This is a genomic window from Micromonospora sp. WMMA1976 (assembly GCF_027497335.1).
GTDB classification, from domain to species: Bacteria; Actinomycetota; Actinomycetes; order Mycobacteriales; family Micromonosporaceae; genus Micromonospora; species Micromonospora aurantiaca.
Genome location: NZ_CP114912.1, coordinates 2,549,431 through 2,568,508, shown reverse-complemented (window position 1 = coordinate 2,568,508; position 19,078 = coordinate 2,549,431). Strand labels below are relative to the sequence as shown.

Sequence of the window (19,078 nt, the reverse complement as noted above, 5' to 3'; positions counted from 1 at the left end):
ACCCCGGGCGTCAGGCCGCGGCGAGGACCATCGCGGCCAGCTCGGCCCGCAGATCCGACGCCGTACCGGCGAAGTCCTGGTGCCACAGCGCCCGGCGGTACCAGCGATGGGCCGGATGCGCCCAGGTGAACCCGGCCGCGCCGAGCGTCTGGATCGCGGCCTCGGTGGCGGTGAGCGCCGCCTCCCGCGCGGCCAGTGACGCCGCGACGACCTCCGGCTCCGCGCCGGGCTCCCGCTCCGCGACGCACCAGGCGGCGCGGTAGGCGAGCGACCGCGCCGTCTCGATCCGGGCGTACGCCTGGGCGAGCGGGTGCGACACCGCCTGGTTGGCGCCGATCGGGCGGCCGAACTGCACCCGGTCGCGGGCGTGGGCGACGGCGATCTCGTGGGCCCGGCGGGCGATTCCCACCGCCTCGCAGGCGAACAGCGCCAGCGCCAGCCGCCGGGTGTCGGCCAGTACCCGGCGGGTGTCCAGCCACAGGTCCTCCGCCGGCGCGCCGGCGAGGTCCACCCGGCACTCGGCGCGGGTGGCGTCCCACGGCGCCGGCAGCGGGACGCGACGGGTCGCCGCGAGGTCGGCGAGGTACAGGCCGGGGCCGTCGGGCCCTCGGGCGACCACCACCGCCGAGGTGGCGGCCAGGCCGTCGACGACGCGTTCCTTGCGGCCGTGCAGCCGGACCGCGTCCCGGTCCGGTGCTGCCCGGCAGCCGGGCAGGTGCGCCTCGTCGAGACGGGCCCGCCCGGCGGGTGCCTCCGCCCACGCCAGCGCCACCGGGCCGGCCGGCGGCTGACCGGCGGCCCGCAGCGCCGGGCCGGCCAGCGCGACGGTGGTCAGCCAGGGCTCGCGGTGCAGCCCGTAGCCGCACTCCTCGGCGAGCACGCCCCACTCGACCGCGCCGAGGTCGGCGTCGAGCCAGCCGAGCGTGCCGAGCGTCTTCCAGGCGGCCTCGCGCCGGGCCGGGTCGGTCTCCGGGACACCGGCGGCGTCGGGGGACTGCTGCTCGGCCAGGTACCGGCGGGCGGTCTCGGCGAGGGCGAGTTGTTCCGGGGTGAACGCGAAGCGCACGGTCCCTCCACGGGTTCAGCGTGATCGGGGCAGGCCGAGCACCCGCTCGGCGAGGACGTCGCGCAGCACCTCGCTGGTGCCGCCCTCGATGGTGTTGCCCCGGCTGCGCAGCAGGCGGTCCCGCCACAGCGCCGTGGCGTGTTCGTCGGCCGCGGCGACCTCCGCGCCCAGGTGCGCCAGCCGCTGGTTGGCCTGCGACCAGAGCAGCTTCACCACCGAGGTACGGGGACCGGGTTCGCCGCCCTCGGCCAGCTCGGCCAGCAGCCGCAGGTTGGTCCAGCGCAGCGCGGTCAGGTCCGTCCAGACGGTGGCGAGGCGGTCGCGGACGCCCGGGTCGTCGGCCAGCGGGGAGGCCCGCAGCAGCGCGACGAACTGGCGCAGGTGCTCCTCCAGCCGGGCGGTGAGGGTGAAGCCGAACGTGCCGCGCTCGTGGGCCAGGGTCGTCATCGCCACTCGGAACCCGTCACCGGGCTCGCCGAGCACCGCGCCGGCCGGCACCCGCGCGCCGTCGAACGAGATCTCCGCGAAGTCCGCGCGCCCGGTGATCTGCCGTAGCGGCCGTACCGTCACGCCCGGCGTCCGCAGGTCCACCAGCAGGCAGGTGAGTCCGCGGTGGCGTTGTCCGCCGGTACGCGCGAGCAACAGGCAGTGGTCGGCGACGGCGGCGTACGAGGACCACAGCTTCTGCCCGTCGACGACGTAGGCGTCAGCGTCGATTCGCGCGGTGGTGGCCACGGCGGCCAGGTCGCTGCCCGCCTCGGCCTCGGAGAAGCCCTGGCAGAACAGCAGGTCCCCGCGCATGATGCCGGGCAGGTAGCGGGCCCGTTGCGCGGGCGTGCCCCAGGCGACGACCGTCGGGCCGACCATGCCCAGCCCGATCACGCCGGCCTGTTCGGTGGCGCCCCGGCGGGCCGACTCCTCCAGGAAGATCGCCTGGTGCCCGAGCGGCAGCCCCCGGCCGCCGTACTCGACCGGCCAGCCCAGTCCGGCGTAACCGGCGGCGTGCAGGCGGCGCGCGTACGTGGTCAGGAAGTCCCTGTCGAACCAGCGGGCCCGGGCGGCGGCCGGGTCGTCCACGGCCGGGACCGCCTCCGCGAGCCAGGCACGTGCCCGGGCCCGGAAAGCGGCCTCGTCGGGCGAGTCACGCAGGTCCATGACCGGACGCTAGCCGACCCACCCGGCAAAGGCGAGATACACGAAGCGACAAGGTATGACAGGCGACACCGGCTCTCCTAGGATCACTGGCGGATCCGGGCCGCCGAACGCCCCGGTCGAGAGGAGCATCGGGTGACCGACACCGAGACCGCCGGCCAGCGCCCCGGCGCCGGAACGCTGAGCTTCGCCCGCGACATCCGGCCGCTGTTCCGCGAGATGGACGTGGCCGAGATGACGTTCCTGCTGGACCTGACCAGCCTGGACGACGTCCGGGACTACGCCGAGTCCATCCTGGAGCGGGTCGCGGACGGCTCCATGCCCTGCGACGCGCCGTGGGAGGCGGAGAAGGTCGAGCTGTTCCGCAACTGGATCGCACAGGGCATGGCCGCCTGACCGGTCCGGAGCCGGGCCGGGCCGGCTCCGGACCGCCCTACACGAACGTGAGCAGGGACGGATCGGGCAGCATCGGCAGGATCGGATCCGCGACCGCGGGCAGCACCCCGGCCAGGACCGGCGCGGCCGCCGAGCACCACCGCCCCACCACGTCGTCGAGCCGGTCGAACTGCGACTCCAGCACGGACAGTCCGGGCACCGGCACGCTGGCGTCCAGCGCCAGCAGCAGCGGCCGCAGGTGGCTGTCGACGGCGTGCTGGTCGGCCGCGCGCGCCGCGGTCATCACCGGTATCGCCACCGTCGCGGCCAGCGCCCGCCGGGGAAGCGGGTCCACGAACAGTTTGAGCAGCCCGGTGTAGGAGCCCTTGAACGTGGGCGTGGCCACCAGCAGCAGCCGGGCCGACGTCACCTGCCGGTACGCCTCGGCCAGCGCCGCCGGCGGCTGCGCCCAGTCGGCGGTGGAAAGCAGCGGGGTCAGTCCCGACAGGTCCACCACGGACGGCTCGGCCAGGTGTACGCCGCGCGCGGCCAGGCACTCCACCAGCGTGTCCGCCGCCCGGCGCGCCACGTTCGCGGTGCGCGACCCGGCACGCGGGTTGCCCAGCAGGACCGTCACCGGGTGCGGCCCGTTCGACTCGATCACCACACGGCTCCCCTCGCGCCACCGGCCCGGACGGGGCGACGGCGGTCCTCCGCGCCGGTGCACCCGGCGGGTTCACGTCGCTATCCTCGCCGATGACGCATCAGTGTCGATACGAGATACGGAGTGCGAGTGCCGATCGCGCGCATCCTCCAGGCCGTCGTCAGTCCCCGCGCCGCGTCACCGGCCGGGCCCCGATGAGCGCCCCCGCTCCGGTGACCGTGCCGGTGCGTCCGTTCCGGGAGCCCGGCCTGGTCACCCCCGACCGGCTCACCGAGGTACTGGTCGCCGCCGGCGCCGCCGCCCCCGGTGACCGGGTCGACGCGGTCACCGCCACCCCGCTCGGGCTGGGCAAGCTCGGGCACAACGTCCGGTACGAGCTGGCCTGGGCCGGCGGGAGCGGACCGGCCAGCGTCGTCGGCAAGTTCCCGGCGCTGGACGAGCGCAGCCGCCACACCGGGCAGGGCAGCGACGCGTACCGCCGGGAGGTGGCGTTCTACCGGGAGCTGGCCGGCGCTCTGCCGCTGCCGGTGCCGCGCTGCTACGCGGCCGGGTACGACGAGTCCTCCGGCGACTTCGTGCTGTTGCTCGGTGACGCCGCGCCGGCCCGCCCCGGCGACCAGCTCACCGGCTGCACCGTGGACGAGGTGGCGACCGTGCTGACCGGGCTCGCCGCGGCGCAGGCCGAACACTGGGACCGCCCGGCGCCCGGCTGGCTGCCGGTGCGCGGCGCGGACGGCGGACGGCGGTTGGGCGCGGCGTACCGGCTCACCGCCGGAGCCTTCACGGAACGCTTCGGCGACCTGCTCTCCCCCGCCGCGCTCGGCGTCGTGGAGGCGCTGCGCACCCGGATCCGGGGCTGGGTGCGGGCGGACCGGCCGCCGCTGACGCTGCTGCACGGCGACCTCCGGGTGGACAACCTGCTGTTCACCGACGGCCCGGAACCGGCGGTGACGGTGGTGGACTGGCAGACCGTCCAGCTCGGACCGGGGCCCAGCGACGCCGCGTACCTGGTGGGCGGCAGCCTGCCCACCGACGTGCGCCGGGCGCGGGAGGCGGAGCTGTTCGCGTCGTACCACGACGCCCTGCGCGCCGCCGGGGTGCGGTGGAGCCGCGACGAGTGCTGGCGCTCGTACCGGGTGAACACCGTCGCCGGCCTGCACATGACCGTCGTCGGGGCGATGCTCGTCGCCCGCGACGGGCGCGGCGACGCGATGTTCGTGGCGATGGCCGAACGGCACGCCGCGCACGTCACCGACCTCGACGCGCTGACCCTGCTGAGCTGAGATCGGAGCGCGATGGACATCCTCACCGCCGCGGACGAGGACTTCGTCCACTTCACCCGCCCGCCCGGCCCGCGCCTGCCCCGGGCGTACCGGCACTGGCGGGAGAGCTACTTCTTCGTGGCCCACCCGGACCGGGCCGACGGCGACGTGCTGCTGGTGACGCTCGGCCACCACCCGTACCGGGGTGTGGTGGACGCGTACGTGATGGTGCGCGTGGACGGGCGGCTCCGCTTCGACAGGTTCTCCCGCCCGGCCGGTGGTGACCGGCCGGACCCGGTGGCCGGGCCGGTCGCGGTGACCGTCGAGGAGCCGTACCGCCGGGTCGGCGTCCGCGCGTCCGGTCCCGGCGTGCCGGTGCCGCTGGAGCTGACGTTCACCGCGCGTACCGCGCCGCACGCGCTGCCCCGGGGCGTACTGGACGGCCCCCGCGGCCCGGTGTGGGACCAGCGGCACATGTTCCAGTCCGGCTGGTTCGACGGCGCCTACTGGGTCGACGGGGAACGCCGGCCGGTGCGGCGGTGGTGGGGCCAGCGGGACCACTCGTGGGGCGTACGCGACCACCGCAACGTGCCGGCCTGGATGTGGTTCGCGGTGCAGCTGCCCGACGGCATGCTGGGCCTGTGGTGCTGGGAGTACCCGGACGGCTCGCGGGTGTTCACCGAGGGCTGCTGGGCGCCGGCCGGTGCCGCGCCGCCGGTGCCGCTCACCTCGTTCACGCACGAGCTGGACTGGACCGGCGCGGACGGCGTCCCGGTCGGCTACGGCCGCGACGGCGAGGCGGTGACCGGGCTGGCCGGCACCGTCACCACGGCCTTCGCCGACGGCACCACGATCCGGCTGACCGGCGCCGGCGCCTGGTCGGCACGGTACGGCCGGCTCGGCGGCGGCCAGCAGCTGATGGCGGTACGCACCGACGACGGCCGGACCGGCACGGCCATCTACGAGATCACCGGTGCGCGGCACCACCGGTTCTTCCCGGTCGCCCGGGCCACCGGGGTGCCGCAGCGGTGAGTCATCCGGCGGCGCCGGCTCCCGGGTCGGCGTCGGAGGTGAACAGCGTCCCGTTCGACCAGACGTACCGGACCTGACCCCAGCGCATCACCGACTCGGCGTCGGGGAAGAACCCGCTGCCGCGGAAGTTGGCGCTGGTGTTGCAGAGCACCGGCACGCCGGTGCTGCGCTCGTACGCGGTCAGCAGCCGCCACATCAGCTCGTTGTCCGGTCCGACGGTCTCCAGCCGGGCGCTGTTGTCGACGTGCGCGACCGCCGGGATGCGGGAACGCCACTGCGGCCGGATCTGGTGGTCGAACAGCATGTACGGGTCGGGTGTGCCCGGGTCGAAGACCTCCGGCGCCCGGTGCTCCAGGCAGATCGGCGCGACCGGACGGTAGGGCTCCCGGCCCTTCACGGCGTTGAGCCGGTCCTTCATCGCCGCCGAGCTGGGCGGCGCGATGATGCTGCGGTGGCCCAGCGCGCGCGGGCCCAGCTCGGCCCGGCCGCTGACGACCACTACCGGTTCGCCGTGCACCTCCAGGATCTTGGCCAGCTCCTCGATCTCGCAGGGCTGCGCCGACCACCCGGGCGGCGGCTGGCCGACGTCGCGCACGCCGGGCCCGGCGAACACCGACCACTCCAGGTCGGCCCGGCCGGTGCGGCGCACCATCTCGGTGCAGGCCGCGCCGATCGCCGAACCACTGTCGTTGGGGAACGGCGGCACCCAGACGCCGGCGAACCGGCCGCTCGCCCGCAGCCCGGCGTTCCACTTGATGTTGAGCGCGCAGCCGCCGGACAGGCAGATCGGCAGGCCGTCCAGGTCCGGCCGCCGGGACAGCAGGCCGTCGAGCCCGGCCGCGAAGACCCGGAACAGGAACTCCTGGATCGAGCCGACGAGCGCCGCGTCGGACAGGCCGAGCGGCGCGGTGCGGGTGAGCACGCGGCGGCTCCACAGGTACGCCGGGATCGCCGCGTCGACCAGGCCGATCTCCTCGGTCACGGCGGCCATCACGGCCACCGCCTCCTCGCTGACCGTGTCCAGCGCCGCGTACGCCATCGCCTTGCCCGCGATCGGCAGCAGCGCCTCCAGGCCGGGGCCGGGATCGTTCGCGCGCCGGGTGCCGTGGTCGATCTTGAACGGCGCGAAGTGCGAGCAGAAGATCGGGAACAGCGCGCCGGAGATCGAGCCCACCGGCCCCAGGCACTCCAGGCTCACCCGTTCCGGGTCGAACACGTACAGGCACGGCACCATGCCGCCGTCCCAGACGGTGATCAGCGCGCGCTGCCGCCGGGCGGCGAACGGGCTGGTGCAGTAGCTGGACAGCGCGTGGTCGGTGGCGTGGCTGAAGCTGCGGAACGGCGTCGGCACCCCGAGCAGCGGCGCGCTGCCGGTCACCCCGGTCAGCAACCGGCCGGCGCCCGGCTCGTCGTGGTAGCCGGCCACCTCGACCGGGTGCAGCGTGCCGGCGGCGTCGGCGACCTCGACCCAGGTCTCGCCCTGCGCGCCGCGCGCCCAGCCGTCCACCGCGACGCCGGCGAGGTCACCCGGGGCCAGCCCGTTGGCGGCGAGCTGGGCGACGATGTCGGCCGCCTCGTGCATGGTGGCGTGCCGGGGCCGGTTCTCCAGCTTCTCCGCCTCGATCGAGAACAGCAGGCGGTTCCCCTCGATGGCGGCGACGCCGCCGTCGTGCGTGAGTTTCAGGCCGCACCACACCTCGGGCGTCGGCATGCTCAGCCCGACCGCTGCGCGCTGATGACCGACACGCACTCGTTGACAGTGGGATTCTCGAACAGCAGGAACAGATCGATGACCTCGCCGAACTCCTCGTTGATGCGGTTGCACACCTGCATCAGCTGGATGGAGTCGAGGCCGAGGTCGAAGAAGCTCTCGTCGGGCCGTACGTCGACGCCCGCGACCTCCTCGACGATGCCGTGCACGACGGTGGCGGGATCCGCCCTGTTCGTTTCCTGGCCGCTCGCCTGGTCCAAAGCCATCTCGTCTTCCCCACTCCGGTCGGTGCGACAGAACCGAGAACTCCGAGGCAACATAGGTGCCGGATCGCCGCCGCCACAAGGATCACGGACGCCGCCGTCACGCCCCTGCCCGGGCCGTCGCGCCGCTGTTAGCGTGCGCCCGTGACCGACACCAGAGCCGTACCCCGGACCCTGCCCACACTCCAGATACGAGAGCTGCGCAAGGACGACCGCCGGCCGGCCGCCGGACTGGTCGCCCGCGCGATGCGGGACAACCCCACCACGTACGCGATGTTCGGCGACGAGCCGCTGGACCGGCTGGCCGGGCTGATGCCCATCTGGACGGCGTTCTTCCACCGTCCCGCGCCGCCGCAGATCGGCGCGTTCTACAAGGGCTGCCTGGTGGGGGCCGCCGCGGCGGTCCCGCCCGGCGGCTGCATCGGCGCCGCACTCGACAGCGACGCCCGCCGGATAGCGCTCGGCGCGGCACCGCCGGTGGGCGACCCGGCGCGAGCCGAGTACGTCCGGGCGCACTACGCGATCCACGACCTGGCCGAGCCACACTGGCACGTCGGTCCGGTCGGCGTCGAGCCGCGCTTCCAGGGCCGCGGCATCGGCGAGGCGCTCATGCAGGCGCTGCTCGACGTGATGGCCGGCGACCCGCGACCCACCTGGGGCGAGACCGACACCGAGGCGAACGTGCGCTTCTACACCGCGCTCGGCTGGGAGCTGACCAAGACCGTCGAGGTCGTCGGCATCCCGCTGTGGTACCTGCGCCGCGACGGCCGACCGGCCGACCGCACGGGCTGAGGGCCCTTTCCCGTCAGCCGGCGGCCGCCGCCGCGCGGGCCGACGCCAGGCTGTCCCGCAGTTCCTCGAACGGGTCCAGGCCCAGCGCGGTACGCCCGACGAACTCCAGCGCCTCCGGCGGCGAGTACGGCTGCATGAACCCGCCCGCGCGCACGTCCCGGTAGAGGCGGTTGAGCAGGTGCCCGGTCCGGTACGACTGGCCGCCGGTCACCGCCATCGCCCGGTCGACCACCGCGGCGGCGGACCGGTTCACGACCAGCTTCGCGACCTGGAAGTCCTCGATGGCGCGGTACGCGTCGGCCGGCTCCACCTCGGCGTCGGGGCGGGCCAGGAACGCGTCGATCGCCTCCGCGGCCCGGCCCAGCGTGGCCCGCGCGACGGCCAGCTCCACCGCCATCTCCGCCACCTGCGACCGCACCGGCGCGCGGTGCGCGAGCAACTGGCCGGAGGGCTGCTGGCGGCGCGTCACGGCCAGCTCCGTCACGTGGCTCATCGCCCGCTCGGCGATGCCCACGTACGCGGCCACGAGCGGGAAGTTCACCGCCAGCAGGCCCGGCCACTCGGTGGCCATTTCCCCCAGTGGGCGGCCGACCAGCACCATGTCCCGCCCGACGACGCAGTCGGTGAAGCGGATGTCGTGGCTGCCCGAGCCCCGCATGCCGAGCGCGTCCCAGGTGCGTTCCACTGTCATCCCTGGTGTGCCGGTCCGCACCACGGCGGTGCCGGCGTTGAACCAGCCCGCGCCGTCGGGCACCCGCAGGAACACCACCACCGTCTCGGCGATCTCGGCGTTCGTGGCGAAGATCTTGTGCCCGTTGATCCGGTAGCCGCCGGGCACCGGCTCGGCAGTCGTGCGCGGGAAGCTGATCGCCCCGCCGCCGGGCTCGGTGCCGGCGTGCGACACCACGATGCGGCCCCGGCCGAGCAGCCGCAGCAGCATGGTGAGCTGCGGCGGCGGTTGCGCGGCGGCCCGCCAGCCCCGGGCCGTGCTCCACACGAACCCCAGGTGCATGTTCGCGGCGATCGCGGTGGACGGGCAGCCGCGGGCGAGCCGGGACACCGCGACGACGAGGTCGTGCAGGGACGACACGCCGAGGCCGCCGAACTCCCGCGGCGCGGTGGCGGCGAGGAAGCCGCTGGCCTTCATCGCCTCGAAGTTCTCCCGGACGAACGTGTTGTCCCGGTCGTGGTCGGCGGCGCGGGTGGCGAAGTCGGCGGCGTGCTCCTGCGCCAGCTCCACCATCCGCCGGCCGGCCTCGGTGCGCGCGGTCAGCTCACCCGCGTCCGACCGGCACTCCTTGCCCCGCCCGTCGCCGCCGTTGACATCCGGGCCCATGCGTCCCCTCCCGTCGGATGACAGTGCCCCGGCCGGCGGCCGGCTGTGCAACTGATGCGCATCCGCAGTCGCACCCGGTCACGACCGGGGGGACCTGCGCCCGCGCAGGATCGCAGCCGGGCCCCGCGGGCGGCAACGCTGACCGCTTGCCGGGCCGCGACGGCACCGGCCAAGGTGGAGCGCACCTCGCCCGAGGCGGACGCGTCCACAGTTGACAGGGGAGTCGTGCGGTGCTGAAAGGTTGTGTCGCCTGGCCCGAGACGGACGCGGAACGCTACCGCGCCGCGGGCATCTGGACCGGTGAGCTGCTCGGCGAGATCGGCCGTGAGGGGGCGCGCCGGCATCCCGGCCGCACCGCCGTCGTCGACACCGGCGGCCGGATGAGCTACGCCGAACTCGACGCCGCCGCAGACCGGTTCGCCGCCGGTCTGCACCGGCTCGGCCTGCGCGCCGAGGACCGGGTCGTGGTGCAACTGCCGAACACGGCCGCGTTCGTGGTGGTCGCGCTCGGCCTGTTCCGCCTCGGCGCCGTACCGGTGTTCGCGCTGCCGTCGCACCGCGAGGCCGAGCTGACCTACCTGGCCCGGCACACCGAGGCGCGGGCGCTGGTCGTGCCGGACCGCTTCGGCGGGTACGACCACCGGCCGCTGGCCGCGACGGTGGCCGCGTCGGCCGCCGGCCTCGAACACGTCATCGTGGCCGGGGAGCCCGGGCCGCACCTGGCCCTGAGCGAGGTACGCGACGAACCCCGGGACCTGCCCGCGCCGGACCCCGGCGACGTAGCGTTCTTCCTGCTCTCCGGCGGCACCACCGGGCTGCCGAAGCTGATCCCCCGCACCCACGACGACTACGCCTACCAGCTGCGCCGCAGCGCCGAGGCACTCGGCGTGGACGAGCACGGCGTCTACCTCGCCTCGCTGCCGGCGGCGCACAACGCGGCGCTGGGCTGCCCCGGCGTGCTCGGCACGCTGCGCGCCGGCGGCCGGGTCGTGCTCAGCCCGACACCGAGCCCGGACGACGTGTTCCCCCTGATCACCGCCGAGGGCGTCACGCTGACCACGCTGATGCCGCCGCTGCTGGCGGTCTGGCTCGACCTCGCCGCCGACTACGGCGTGGACCTGTCCGGCGTGCTGCTGGAGGTCGGCGGCGCGCCGCTGCGCCCGGAGGTGGCCCGGGAGATCCTGGGCCGGGGGCTGCGGCTGAGCCACTGGTTCGGGATGGCCGAGGGACCGCTGTGGTACACCCGGCTGGACGACCCGCCGGAGACGATCGCCACCACCCAGGGCCGGCCGCTGATCCCGGCCGACGAGTACCGCGTCGTCGACGAGCACGACCGGGACGTCCCGCCGGGCGGCGTCGGCGAGTTCCTGGTCCGCGGGCCGACCACGCTGCGCGGCTACTACGACGCGCTGGAGTACAACGCCACCGCGTTCACCGCCGACGGCTACCTGCGCACCGGCGACCTGGTCCGGCTCACCCCGGAGGGCAACCTGATGGTCGCCGGCCGGATCAAGGACGTGATCAACCGTGGCGGCGAGAAGATCGGCGCGGCCGAGCTGGAGAGCCAGATCGAGGCGCATCCGGCCGTACGCGCCGCCGCCGTCATCGCGGTGCCCGACCCCGCTCTGGGCGAGAAGATCTGTGCCGTGGTGGTCCGGCGCGACGACGGCGGCGGACTCGACCTGGCGGAGCTGCGCGCCTTCCTGACCGGCCGGGGGCTGGCCGCGTACAAGCTGCCGGACCGGCTGGAGGTGGTGCCCGCGTTCAGCCACACCGGCGCCGGCAAGGTCGACAAGCGGGCGCTGCGCCGGTCCCTCACCGGGGACGGCGCCTGATGGCCGTACGACGGCTGGACGAGCACAGCGGCCCGCTGGAGACGCACTGTTTCGTGTGCAGCCCGATCAACGAGCACGGGCTGCGGATCCCGTTCTCCTACGACGACGAGCGCGCCGAGGTGCTCGCCTCGTTCACGTTCGCGCAGCGGCACTCCGGCGCGCCGACGTACGTGCACGGCGGGCTGAGCCTGGCCGTGCTGAACGAGGCGATGGCGTGGGCGGTGGTGGCCGGTGCCCGGCGCTTCGCGGTCACCGTCGACACCACGGCCCGGTTCGTCCGGCCGCTGCGCATCGGCGCCGACTACCGGGTGCGTGCCCGCATCGCGACGCCCGCCCCCGACCGGCTCGGCACGACGGGCACGATCGTCGACGGCGCCGACCGGGTGTGCGTGGAGGCCACCGCGGAGTTCCGGGTGCTGTCCGAGTCGACGGCGAGCCGACTGAGCGCCCGGGTGGCGGCCCGCCGCGACCCGTCCGCCTGATCCGCCTGATCCGCAGGCGGCCCGGCCGGGCCGGCCCCGTGAGGACGGCCGGTCCGGTCAGGCCGGCGGGTCCAGGCGGTAGAGGCGGTGGAACCGGTGCTCCACCGGCAGCACCGTGGTCGCGGCGAAACCGGCGCGCTCGGCGTAGCGGCGCACCGTGTCCGGCCGCATGACGGTGCCGGTGCCGGCCGGGGCACCGCCGTCGTCGCCGTCACCGGTCAGGCCGACCGGCAGGCAGTGCAGCACGCTCACCGCGTACATGAACCGCTCGACCTCACCGGCCGGCGCGGTGAACCGCTCCCCCACCCGCGGCTCCATCAGCAGCACGCAACCGCCCGGACGCAGCAGTTCCCGGGCGGCGGTGAGCACCCGTACCGGCCGGCTCATGTCGTGCAGCGCGTCGAACACGCACACCAGGTCGCCGCGCTCGGCGCCGGGCCGCTCGGCCACGTCGGCGACGGTGAACACGACCCGCTCGGCCAGCCCGGCCGACGCGGCGCGGTCACGGGCCGCGCCGATCGCGGCAGCGCCCAGGTCGACACCGTGGACCGTGGCGAACGGGTACGTCTGCGCCAGCGCCAGCGAGGAGTCACCGGTGCCGCACCCGACGTCGATCACCACCGCGCCGGGCCGGGACAGCCGGGCGTGCACGTCCGGCAGGGCGGTCCGGATCCAGCGCGGCAGTTCGTGCGTGAACACCGGCCGGTTCATGCCGGCCTGCGCGGCGCGGAACTCCTCGCCGTACTCGTCGTATCCCACGCCCTCGCCCTTGGCGTACGCCTCGACCAGCCGGTCGAGCATCGGCGCCAGCCCGGCCACCGGCAGCACCGCGAGCGACAGCACCGCGAACGGGCTGGTGGCGTCGGTGAGCGCCTGCCGGTGTCCCTCCGGCAGGCGGAAGCGGCCGTCCCCGGCGGGCTCGACCACTCCGGCGGCGGCCTGCTGCTCCAGCCACTCGGTGGCGTGCCGGGCGCCGACGCCCGCGCGCGCGGCCAGCTCGGCACCGGTCACCGGCCCGTCGCCGAGCACCCGGTAGAGCCCCAGCCGATGGCCGAGGTACATCGTCATCAGCTCGGCCGCGCCGAGGCTGTGCAGGAACAACCGCATCGACAGGGCCTGCGCCTGCCGTGCCGGTGAGCTGGACGGTTCCACCCTCGACCTCGTTTCACCGGCCGGATCGCATTGCGCCGGGCGTCGCCGGATCTCGATACTCCGGGGCATGGGCGTACGCGAAGTGCCGGCCTCGATCGGACAACGGTTGCTGTGGTTCCTGGAGCATTATCGGCCCGACTCGGCATCGCTCAACTGCCCCGTCGTGTGCCGCCTGCACGGCCCGCTGGACGTCGGCGAGCTGCAGATCGCGCTGGACCGGCTGGCCGCGCGGCACGAGGCGCTGCGCACCACGCTGGTGCGGCAGGGGCGCAACCTGGTGCAGCACGTGCACGACCCGGCGCCGGTCCGGGTCCGCCACGTCGATCTGCCGGACCCGGACGAGGAGACGCTCGGCGCGGCGGTCGCGGCCGAGGTCCGCGACAACGTGGACGTCAGCGAGTGGCCGGTCCGGGTGACGCTGTGGCGGCTGGGACCGGACGAGCACGTGCTGTCGGTGAACATGCACCACCTGGTCTCCGACGCCTGGTCGTGCGGCATCATCGTGCAGGACCTGATCCGGCTGCTGGAGGCCGGCCCGGACGGCGAGCCGGACCTGACGCCGATCGGCTGGCAGTACCCGGAGTTCGCGCAGTGGCAGCACGAGCTGATGACCAGGGGCGAGCTGAAGCCGCACCAGGACTACTGGACCGGGCAGCTGACCGGGCTGACGCTGCCCGACGTGCCGATGCGTGAGCTGGACCCGCAGGCGCCGCGGCGCAGCTACCTGGAGGCCGAGACGATCGACCGCGAGACGTTCAACCGGCTGCGGCTGCTGGCCCGCACCGAGCGGACCACGCTGTTCACGGTGATGCTCTCGCTGTACTACCTGATCCTGCAGCGGGAGACCGGCAGCACCGACCTGGCGGTCGCGTCGTTGTTCGCCAACCGCTCCCGCCGCGAGGTGCAGTCGACCGTCGGGTTCTTCGCCAACATGCTGATGCTGCGCACGCGGATCCCGCAGGGGGCGAGCTTCCGCGAGGTGGTGCAGGCGACCCGCCGGACCGTGGTGGACGCGTTCCTGCACGAGGGCATCCCGTACCAGATGCTGCCGGTGCGGTTCCAGACGAACGGGCGGCGCGCCGACGACGTGGTGTTCCAGATGCTGCTCACGCCACCACCGGGCACGAAGGTCACCGCGCGGGGCGTCGACTTCGACCTCTACGTGCCGGAGGCGCTGCGCAGCCGGTTCGGGCTGGAGCTGGGGCTGATCCCGCAACCCGGCGGCGACTGCCGGGCGCTGCTGTTCTACGACGACCAGTTCGACCCGGAGTGGGCGCGGGCGTTCCTCACCGACTACGTCGCGCTGGCCGTGCGGGCGGCGGGCGCGCCGGACCGGCGGCCGCAGCCGGACCCGGTCTGACGCGACGGCGCTACGCCGGGCGTACCTCGCGCCAGCCCGGCGCCAGCCGGACCTCGTCGGTCAGGTGCTGCCAGAACGTCCACTGGTGCCCGCCCGGGTCGGTGACGATGTAGATCCGAGCCCCGTACGGCTGGTCCTCCGGCTCGGGCGCGTCCACACCGGCCGCGACAGTGGCCTTGTGGTGGGCGTCGACGTCCTCGACGTACACGATGCACATGTGCCCGACCGGGCCGGGCGCCGACTGCTTCGCCCAGTAGCCGGGGTCGGCGCCGTGCAGCATGATGAGCGTGTCCCCGGCGTGCAGCTCCGCCTCCCGGACCACACCGGCCTCGTCGAGGTAGCGGACCTTCTCGGTGAAGCCGAACGTGCGGACCAGCCAGTCCAGCGCGGCGCCCGCGTCCTCGTAGTAGAGATACGGACTGTAACCCCGATAGTGTGTTCCGGTGAGATCGGCCATGCGGGCAGTATGCCAGCCCCGGCCGCCGCTCCCGAGCGCACGAGCCTCCCCGCCGCCGGCGCGTCCCGGGCCGGCCCGAGCCCTTGGAGCCCGCAAGTGACGACGACAGGAAAGGCGGCGCCGGCGCCGGCCCGCGCCGCCGGCGCGCCGAGCGGGGCGATCCTCGCGGTGGTCTGCCTCGCCCAGTTCATGGTGATCCTCGACGTCGCGATCGTGAACCTGGCGCTGGACCGGATGGGCGAGTCGCTGGCGATGGGCCCGGCCGAGCTGCAGTGGGTGGTGAACGCGTACACCATCGTCTTCGCCGGGTTCCTGCTGCTCGGCGGCCGTACCGCCGACCTGTTCGGACGCAAGCGGATGTTCCTCACCGGCCTGACCGTCTTCACAATGGCCAGCCTCGTCGGCGGCTTCGCCCCGAACGCGGGCACGCTGATCGCCGCCCGGGCGGTGCAGGGCCTCGGCGGCGCGATCCTCGCCCCGACCACGCTGACGGTGCTGGTCACCACGTTCACCGACCCGAAGCAGCGAGGGCGGGCGATCGGCCTGTGGAGCGCGGTGGCCGCGTCCGCCGGCGCGATCGGCTCGCTGGCCGGCGGCGTGCTCACCGACCTGCTCAGCTGGCGCTGGGTGCTGTTCTGCAACGTGCCGCTGGGCGTACTGCTGTTCGCCGGCGCGGCCTGGGCGCTCACCGAGTCGGCGCCGGCCGCCGGGGCACGCCGCCGCCTCGACGTCACCGGCGCGGTCACCGTCACCGCGGGTCTGGCCACGCTCGTGTACGGCATCGTCGGCGTACGGGAGCACCCGTTCCTCTCCGCTCCCGTCCTGGTGCCGATCGGGGTCGGCGTCCTGCTGCTGGCGGTGTTCCTGGTGGTCGAGACGCGGGCGGCCGAACCGATCATGCCGCCGGGCTTCTTCCGGCACCGCAACGTCGCGCTCGCCAACGTCATCGCGCTGGTGGGCGGCACCGCGATGGTGTCGATGTTCTTCTTCCTGTCGCTCTTCCTCCAGCAGGTCCTCGGCTACCGGCCGATCGAGGCCGGGCTGGCGTTCCTGCCGCTGTCGATCGGCATCGTCGCCGGCTCCGGCGTCTCCACGAAGCTGCTGCCGGGCACCGGTCCGCGGCTGCCGCTGGTGGCCGGTGGCGTGGTCGCCGCGGCCGGGCTGCTGTGGCTGTCCCGGACGCCGGCCGACGCGACGTTCCTGGTCGACCTGCTCGCCCCGACCGTGCTGATCGGACTGGGCATCGGCATCGTGATGGTGCCGATCACCGCGGCCGCCACCAGCGGCATCCCGCCGGCCCAGGCGGGCCTGGCGTCCGGGGTCATCAGCAGCACCCGGCAGCTCGGCGGCGCGATCGGCCTGGCCACGCTGGTCACCGCCGCCGTGGCGCACGCGTCGCACCTGGCCGACGCGGGACGGTCCCCGGCTGTCGCGCTGGCCGCCGGGTACGACCGCGGCTTCCTGCTGGCCGCCGTGCTCATCGGCGTCGGCACCGTGGTCAGCCTGCTGACGCCGGGCCGCCCGGCGACGCCGGCGACGGCGGGCTGAGCCGTGGGCCACCTCGCCGAGGACACCACCATCGAACCGGCCGGCGACGGCCTGTTCCGGGCGAAGCTGTGCTCCGACTGGGCGCTGATGGGCCCGAACGGCGGCTACCTGGCCGCGGTGGCGCTGCGCGCCGCCCAGCAGACCCTGTCCCTGCCCCGCCCGGCGAGCCTGTCCTGCCAGTTCCTGAGCCCGCCCCGGTTCGGCTACGTCGACCTGGCGGTGGTGACGTTGCGGGCGACCCGCCGGGCGGCGGCGGCCCGGGTGTCCATGACGCAGTTCGGCCGGCCGGTGCTGGAGGCGATGGTGTGGGCGGCGCACGACGGGCTCACCGGCCCGGACGGACCGTGGACGCCGATGCCCGAGGTGCCCGGTCCGGACGAGCTGCCCGACCTGCGGGAGCTGCTGGAGGCGGAGGGGCGGGGCGTGCCGCCCTGGCACGACTGCGTCACGCTGCGGGAGCTGGCCGGGCGGACCACGCTGGAGACGCCGGCGCCGGTGGCGTTCAGCTGGGCCCGGTTCCAGCCGCAGGCCACCTTCGACGACCCGTGGCTGGACGCCTGCCGCTCGGTGATCCTGGTGGACAGTCTCCAGTGGCCGGCGGTGATGAACGCGTTCCCGGAGCTGGAGACGCAGTTGTTCGCCCCGAGCATCGACCTGTACGTGGCGTTCCACGACAGCGCCCCGGGCGACGAGTGGCTGCTGGTGAACGCGGCCGGGGTGGCGTCGCACCGGGGCGTGCTGGGTGGGGCGGCCCAGGTCTGGGCGCCGGACGGCCGGCTGGTGGCGGCGGGGATGCAGCAGATGCTGAGCACCTCCACCCGGCGGGGCGCCGCGATGGCACCCCGCCAGGTGCAGCCGACCCGCTCGTGAGCCGCTAGGCCGGGGCCGGGGTGCTGCCGGGCTGATAGGTGCCGATGATCCAGACGTTGCCCTCGAGGTCCCGGGCGGCGTACCCGCGGGACGTCCCGAAGTCCTCGTCCTTGAGTTCCCGGATGATCTCCGCGCCGGCCGCGACGGCGCGGGCGTGGTGCGCGTCCGGGTCGTCCACCACGAGGTAGAGGCCGCCCTGCCCGACCTCGGTGGCCAGGCGGGTGCCGGTGCCGACGGAATTGACCATCACCGCTGAGCCACGCCAGCCGAGCTCGGCGTGCGCGATGGTCCCCTCGGGGCCGGGGAACACCACGTTCTTGGTGAACCCGAACGCCTCGACCAGCCATTCGATCGCCTTTTCGGCATCCCGGTACAGCAGACACGGGTAGATGCCGACCGCATTCTCCGTCATGCCCGAACGCTACGACGCGGGCCAGCGCACCAACAGCCGTTCAGGTCCGTGGAACGAGGTGTTCGGGGCGTGACCGAAGTCCTGGCCGGGCACCAGTTCCAGCGCGGGCAGGCGGCGGGTCAGTTCCTCCAGGACGACACGCAGTTGCAGCCGGGCCAGGTGCGCGCCGAGGCAGGCGTGGTTGCCGTCGCCGAAGGCCAGGTGCCGGCGCACGCCGCGCCGGGCCGGATCGAACGTGTCCGGGTCGGCGAACATCTCGGCGTCCCGGTTGGCCGACGCCGTCACCAGCAGCAGCCGGGCCCCGGCGGGCAGCGGCACGCCACCCAGGACGGTGTCCCGGACCACGCGGCGCCGCCAGGCGACGACGGGGGGCCGCAGCCGCAGGCACTCCTCCACCGCAGCCGGGATGCCGGCCGGGTCGGCGCACAGCGCCGCCCACGCCCCCGGCGTCTCCAGCAGCGTCCGCACCGCGTTGGCCGCGCCGGACGCCGTGGTCTCGTGTGCCGCAGTGGTGCCGTTGAGTACCAGCGACTGCAGGTACGAGTCGCTGAACAGCTCCGGGTTGCGGGCCTGGGCGCGGACCGCGTGGGCGATCCAGCCGGCGCCCCCGCCGCCGGTCTCCTTGAGCCCGCTCACCAGGCGGGCGGCGTACTGCCAGTACCGGCCCATCACGTCGCACGCGGCCACCTGCTCGTCGTCGGTGGGCAGCCCCCAGTTGAACACGGCCTGGGACACCGAGTAGCCGCGCACCTCGGCCAGGTCCTCGTCCGGTACGCCCATGAAGACGGCGACGACCAGGGCGGGCACCTCCCACAACAGCTCGGCCACCAGGTCGGCGTGGCCCCGGCCGGCGAACGCGTCGATCCGCTCGCCGACGAGCGCGCGCACGCGTGGTTCCAGCCGCTGCACCCGGCGCCGGGTGAACGGCCTGGCGAGCCGGCGCCGCCGCCGCAGGTGCACCGGCTCGTCCTCGTTCGCCAGCACCGGGCCGCCGGTGAACCGCCGGCGGACCAGCTCGCGCAGGGCGGGGCGGGACAGCGGGCGGTACGGGTCCATCGCGTTTGCGGCCGAGAACGTGTCCGGGTCGCCGAACACGGCACGCACGTCCCGGTACCGGGTGACGATCCAGTAGTCGAGGCCGGGGTGGTGGAAGACCGGCCGTTCGGCGCGCGCGCCGGCCAGACTCGCCCCGGCTTCGGCGTTGTAGGCGGGGCCGAACGGCTCGAAGTCCGCGGCGCCGGTCACCGGGCAGCGGGCGGGAGCGTCGGTCCGGGCGGGTCGTGCGTCCATTGTGGCCTCCGAAGGTGCC

At 74.6% G+C, this 19,078-nt stretch carries 19 protein-coding genes; 9 read left to right on the top strand and 10 right to left on the bottom strand.

Annotated elements, in window-relative coordinates; translation table 11 throughout:
- Nucleotides 1-10: 10 nt before the first annotated feature.
- Nucleotides 11-1,066, bottom strand: a complete 1,056-nt coding sequence (locus O7546_RS11775) for an acyl-CoA dehydrogenase family protein (protein WP_194800083.1) — start codon at nucleotides 1,064-1,066, stop codon at nucleotides 11-13.
- Nucleotides 1,067-1,081: 15 nt separating this feature from the next.
- A complete protein-coding gene (locus O7546_RS11770; protein WP_194800082.1) occupies nucleotides 1,082-2,221 on the bottom strand; it encodes an acyl-CoA dehydrogenase family protein in 1,140 nt (379 codons plus the stop codon).
- Nucleotides 2,222-2,353: 132 nt separating this feature from the next.
- Between O7546_RS11770 and O7546_RS11765 the strand changes: the two genes are divergently transcribed.
- Nucleotides 2,354-2,614, top strand: coding sequence for a hypothetical protein (locus tag O7546_RS11765; protein WP_194800081.1), 261 nt, complete (start codon nucleotides 2,354-2,356; stop codon nucleotides 2,612-2,614).
- A gap of 37 nt (nucleotides 2,615-2,651) precedes the next feature.
- On the opposite strand, the gene O7546_RS11760 is transcribed toward O7546_RS11765, so the two are convergent.
- Nucleotides 2,652-3,257 (bottom strand): NAD(P)H-dependent oxidoreductase, encoded by a 606-nt coding sequence (locus O7546_RS11760; protein WP_281600908.1) that lies wholly within the window; start codon nucleotides 3,255-3,257, stop codon nucleotides 2,652-2,654.
- Nucleotides 3,258-3,451: 194 nt separating this feature from the next.
- Between O7546_RS11760 and O7546_RS11755 the strand changes: the two genes are divergently transcribed.
- Both O7546_RS11755 and O7546_RS11750 read left to right on the top strand, forming a co-directional pair.
- Nucleotides 3,452-4,540 (top strand): phosphotransferase, encoded by a 1,089-nt coding sequence (locus O7546_RS11755; RefSeq protein WP_194800080.1) that lies wholly within the window; start codon nucleotides 3,452-3,454, stop codon nucleotides 4,538-4,540.
- A 12-nt stretch (nucleotides 4,541-4,552) separates the two neighbouring features.
- Entirely contained in the window at nucleotides 4,553-5,551 is a 999-nt protein-coding gene (locus O7546_RS11750) for a hypothetical protein (protein WP_194800079.1), read from the top strand.
- A gap of 1 nt (nucleotide 5,552) precedes the next feature.
- Here O7546_RS11750 and O7546_RS11745 read toward each other — a convergent pair whose 3' ends face one another.
- Together O7546_RS11745 and O7546_RS11740 are read right to left on the bottom strand one after the other, a co-directional pair.
- Nucleotides 5,553-7,301 carry a carbamoyltransferase C-terminal domain-containing protein gene (locus O7546_RS11745; protein ID WP_281600907.1) on the bottom strand — a complete coding sequence of 583 codons (1,749 nt, stop codon included), beginning with the start codon at nucleotides 7,299-7,301 and terminating at the stop codon, nucleotides 5,553-5,555.
- Nucleotides 7,265-7,528, bottom strand: a complete 264-nt coding sequence (locus O7546_RS11740; protein ID WP_167796881.1) for an acyl carrier protein — start codon at nucleotides 7,526-7,528, stop codon at nucleotides 7,265-7,267. The genes O7546_RS11745 and O7546_RS11740 overlap by 37 nt, the downstream gene beginning before the upstream one ends.
- 141 nt (nucleotides 7,529-7,669) lie before the next feature.
- Here O7546_RS11740 and O7546_RS11735 point away from each other — a divergent pair, with 141 nt between their 5' ends.
- Entirely contained in the window at nucleotides 7,670-8,317 is a 648-nt protein-coding gene (locus O7546_RS11735; protein ID WP_194800078.1) for a GNAT family N-acetyltransferase, read from the top strand.
- A gap of 13 nt (nucleotides 8,318-8,330) precedes the next feature.
- On the opposite strand, the gene O7546_RS11730 is transcribed toward O7546_RS11735, so the two are convergent.
- Nucleotides 8,331-9,653, bottom strand: a complete 1,323-nt coding sequence (locus O7546_RS11730) for an acyl-CoA dehydrogenase family protein (RefSeq protein ID WP_194800077.1) — start codon at nucleotides 9,651-9,653, stop codon at nucleotides 8,331-8,333.
- 230 nt (nucleotides 9,654-9,883) lie between these two features.
- Between O7546_RS11730 and O7546_RS11725 the strand changes: the two genes are divergently transcribed.
- Nucleotides 9,884-11,488 carry an AMP-binding protein gene (locus tag O7546_RS11725; RefSeq protein ID WP_281600906.1) on the top strand — a complete coding sequence of 535 codons (1,605 nt, stop codon included), beginning with the start codon at nucleotides 9,884-9,886 and terminating at the stop codon, nucleotides 11,486-11,488.
- Nucleotides 11,488-11,970 (top strand): PaaI family thioesterase, encoded by a 483-nt coding sequence (locus O7546_RS11720; protein WP_194800075.1) that lies wholly within the window; start codon nucleotides 11,488-11,490, stop codon nucleotides 11,968-11,970. The genes O7546_RS11725 and O7546_RS11720 overlap by 1 nt, the downstream gene beginning before the upstream one ends.
- A gap of 57 nt (nucleotides 11,971-12,027) precedes the next feature.
- On the opposite strand, the gene O7546_RS11715 is transcribed toward O7546_RS11720, so the two are convergent.
- Nucleotides 12,028-13,122: a class I SAM-dependent methyltransferase gene (locus O7546_RS11715; protein ID WP_269696774.1), complete on the bottom strand. Its 1,095-nt coding sequence runs from the start codon at nucleotides 13,120-13,122 to the stop codon at nucleotides 12,028-12,030.
- 67 nt (nucleotides 13,123-13,189) lie between these two features.
- Here O7546_RS11715 and O7546_RS11710 point away from each other — a divergent pair, with 67 nt between their 5' ends.
- Nucleotides 13,190-14,482, top strand: coding sequence for a condensation domain-containing protein (locus tag O7546_RS11710; protein ID WP_194800073.1), 1,293 nt, complete (start codon nucleotides 13,190-13,192; stop codon nucleotides 14,480-14,482).
- A gap of 10 nt (nucleotides 14,483-14,492) precedes the next feature.
- Here O7546_RS11710 and O7546_RS11705 read toward each other — a convergent pair whose 3' ends face one another.
- A complete protein-coding gene (locus O7546_RS11705) occupies nucleotides 14,493-14,939 on the bottom strand; it encodes a VOC family protein (protein ID WP_135239725.1) in 447 nt (148 codons plus the stop codon).
- A gap of 96 nt (nucleotides 14,940-15,035) precedes the next feature.
- Here O7546_RS11705 and O7546_RS11700 point away from each other — a divergent pair, with 96 nt between their 5' ends.
- Nucleotides 15,036-16,487: an MFS transporter gene (locus O7546_RS11700; RefSeq protein ID WP_281600905.1), complete on the top strand. Its 1,452-nt coding sequence runs from the start codon at nucleotides 15,036-15,038 to the stop codon at nucleotides 16,485-16,487.
- 3 nt (nucleotides 16,488-16,490) lie between these two features.
- A complete protein-coding gene (locus tag O7546_RS11695) occupies nucleotides 16,491-17,357 on the top strand; it encodes a thioesterase family protein (RefSeq protein ID WP_269696772.1) in 867 nt (288 codons plus the stop codon).
- A gap of 4 nt (nucleotides 17,358-17,361) precedes the next feature.
- On the opposite strand, the gene O7546_RS11690 is transcribed toward O7546_RS11695, so the two are convergent.
- The gene (locus O7546_RS11690) at nucleotides 17,362-17,769 is read right to left on the bottom strand and encodes a VOC family protein (RefSeq protein WP_269696771.1); all 408 of its coding nucleotides are present in this window, start codon (nucleotides 17,767-17,769) and stop codon (nucleotides 17,362-17,364) included.
- 9 nt (nucleotides 17,770-17,778) lie between these two features.
- A complete protein-coding gene (locus tag O7546_RS11685) occupies nucleotides 17,779-19,059 on the bottom strand; it encodes a cytochrome P450 (RefSeq protein ID WP_269696770.1) in 1,281 nt (426 codons plus the stop codon).
- Between the last annotated feature and the right edge of the window lie 19 nt (nucleotides 19,060-19,078).

Bases quoted from the DNA above. Each gene is read 5' to 3' on its own strand.
- O7546_RS11770 (WP_194800082.1), bottom strand. From the start codon at position 2,221: ATGGACCTGCGTGACTCGCCCGACGAGGCCGCTTTCCGGGCCCGGGCA.
- O7546_RS11755 (WP_194800080.1), top strand. From the start codon at position 3,452: ATGAGCGCCCCCGCTCCGGTGACCGTGCCGGTGCGTCCGTTCCGGGAG.
- O7546_RS11750 (WP_194800079.1), top strand. From the start codon at position 4,553: ATGGACATCCTCACCGCCGCGGACGAGGACTTCGTCCACTTCACCCGC.
- O7546_RS11740 (WP_167796881.1), bottom strand. From the start codon at position 7,528: ATGGCTTTGGACCAGGCGAGCGGCCAGGAAACGAACAGGGCGGATCCC.
- O7546_RS11730 (WP_194800077.1), bottom strand. From the start codon at position 9,653: ATGGGCCCGGATGTCAACGGCGGCGACGGGCGGGGCAAGGAGTGCCGG.
- O7546_RS11720 (WP_194800075.1), top strand. From the start codon at position 11,488: ATGGCCGTACGACGGCTGGACGAGCACAGCGGCCCGCTGGAGACGCAC.
- O7546_RS11710 (WP_194800073.1), top strand. From the start codon at position 13,190: ATGGGCGTACGCGAAGTGCCGGCCTCGATCGGACAACGGTTGCTGTGG.
- O7546_RS11705 (WP_135239725.1), bottom strand. From the start codon at position 14,939: ATGGCCGATCTCACCGGAACACACTATCGGGGTTACAGTCCGTATCTC.
- O7546_RS11690 (WP_269696771.1), bottom strand. From the start codon at position 17,769: ATGACGGAGAATGCGGTCGGCATCTACCCGTGTCTGCTGTACCGGGAT.
- O7546_RS11685 (WP_269696770.1), bottom strand. From the start codon at position 19,059: ATGGACGCACGACCCGCCCGGACCGACGCTCCCGCCCGCTGCCCGGTG.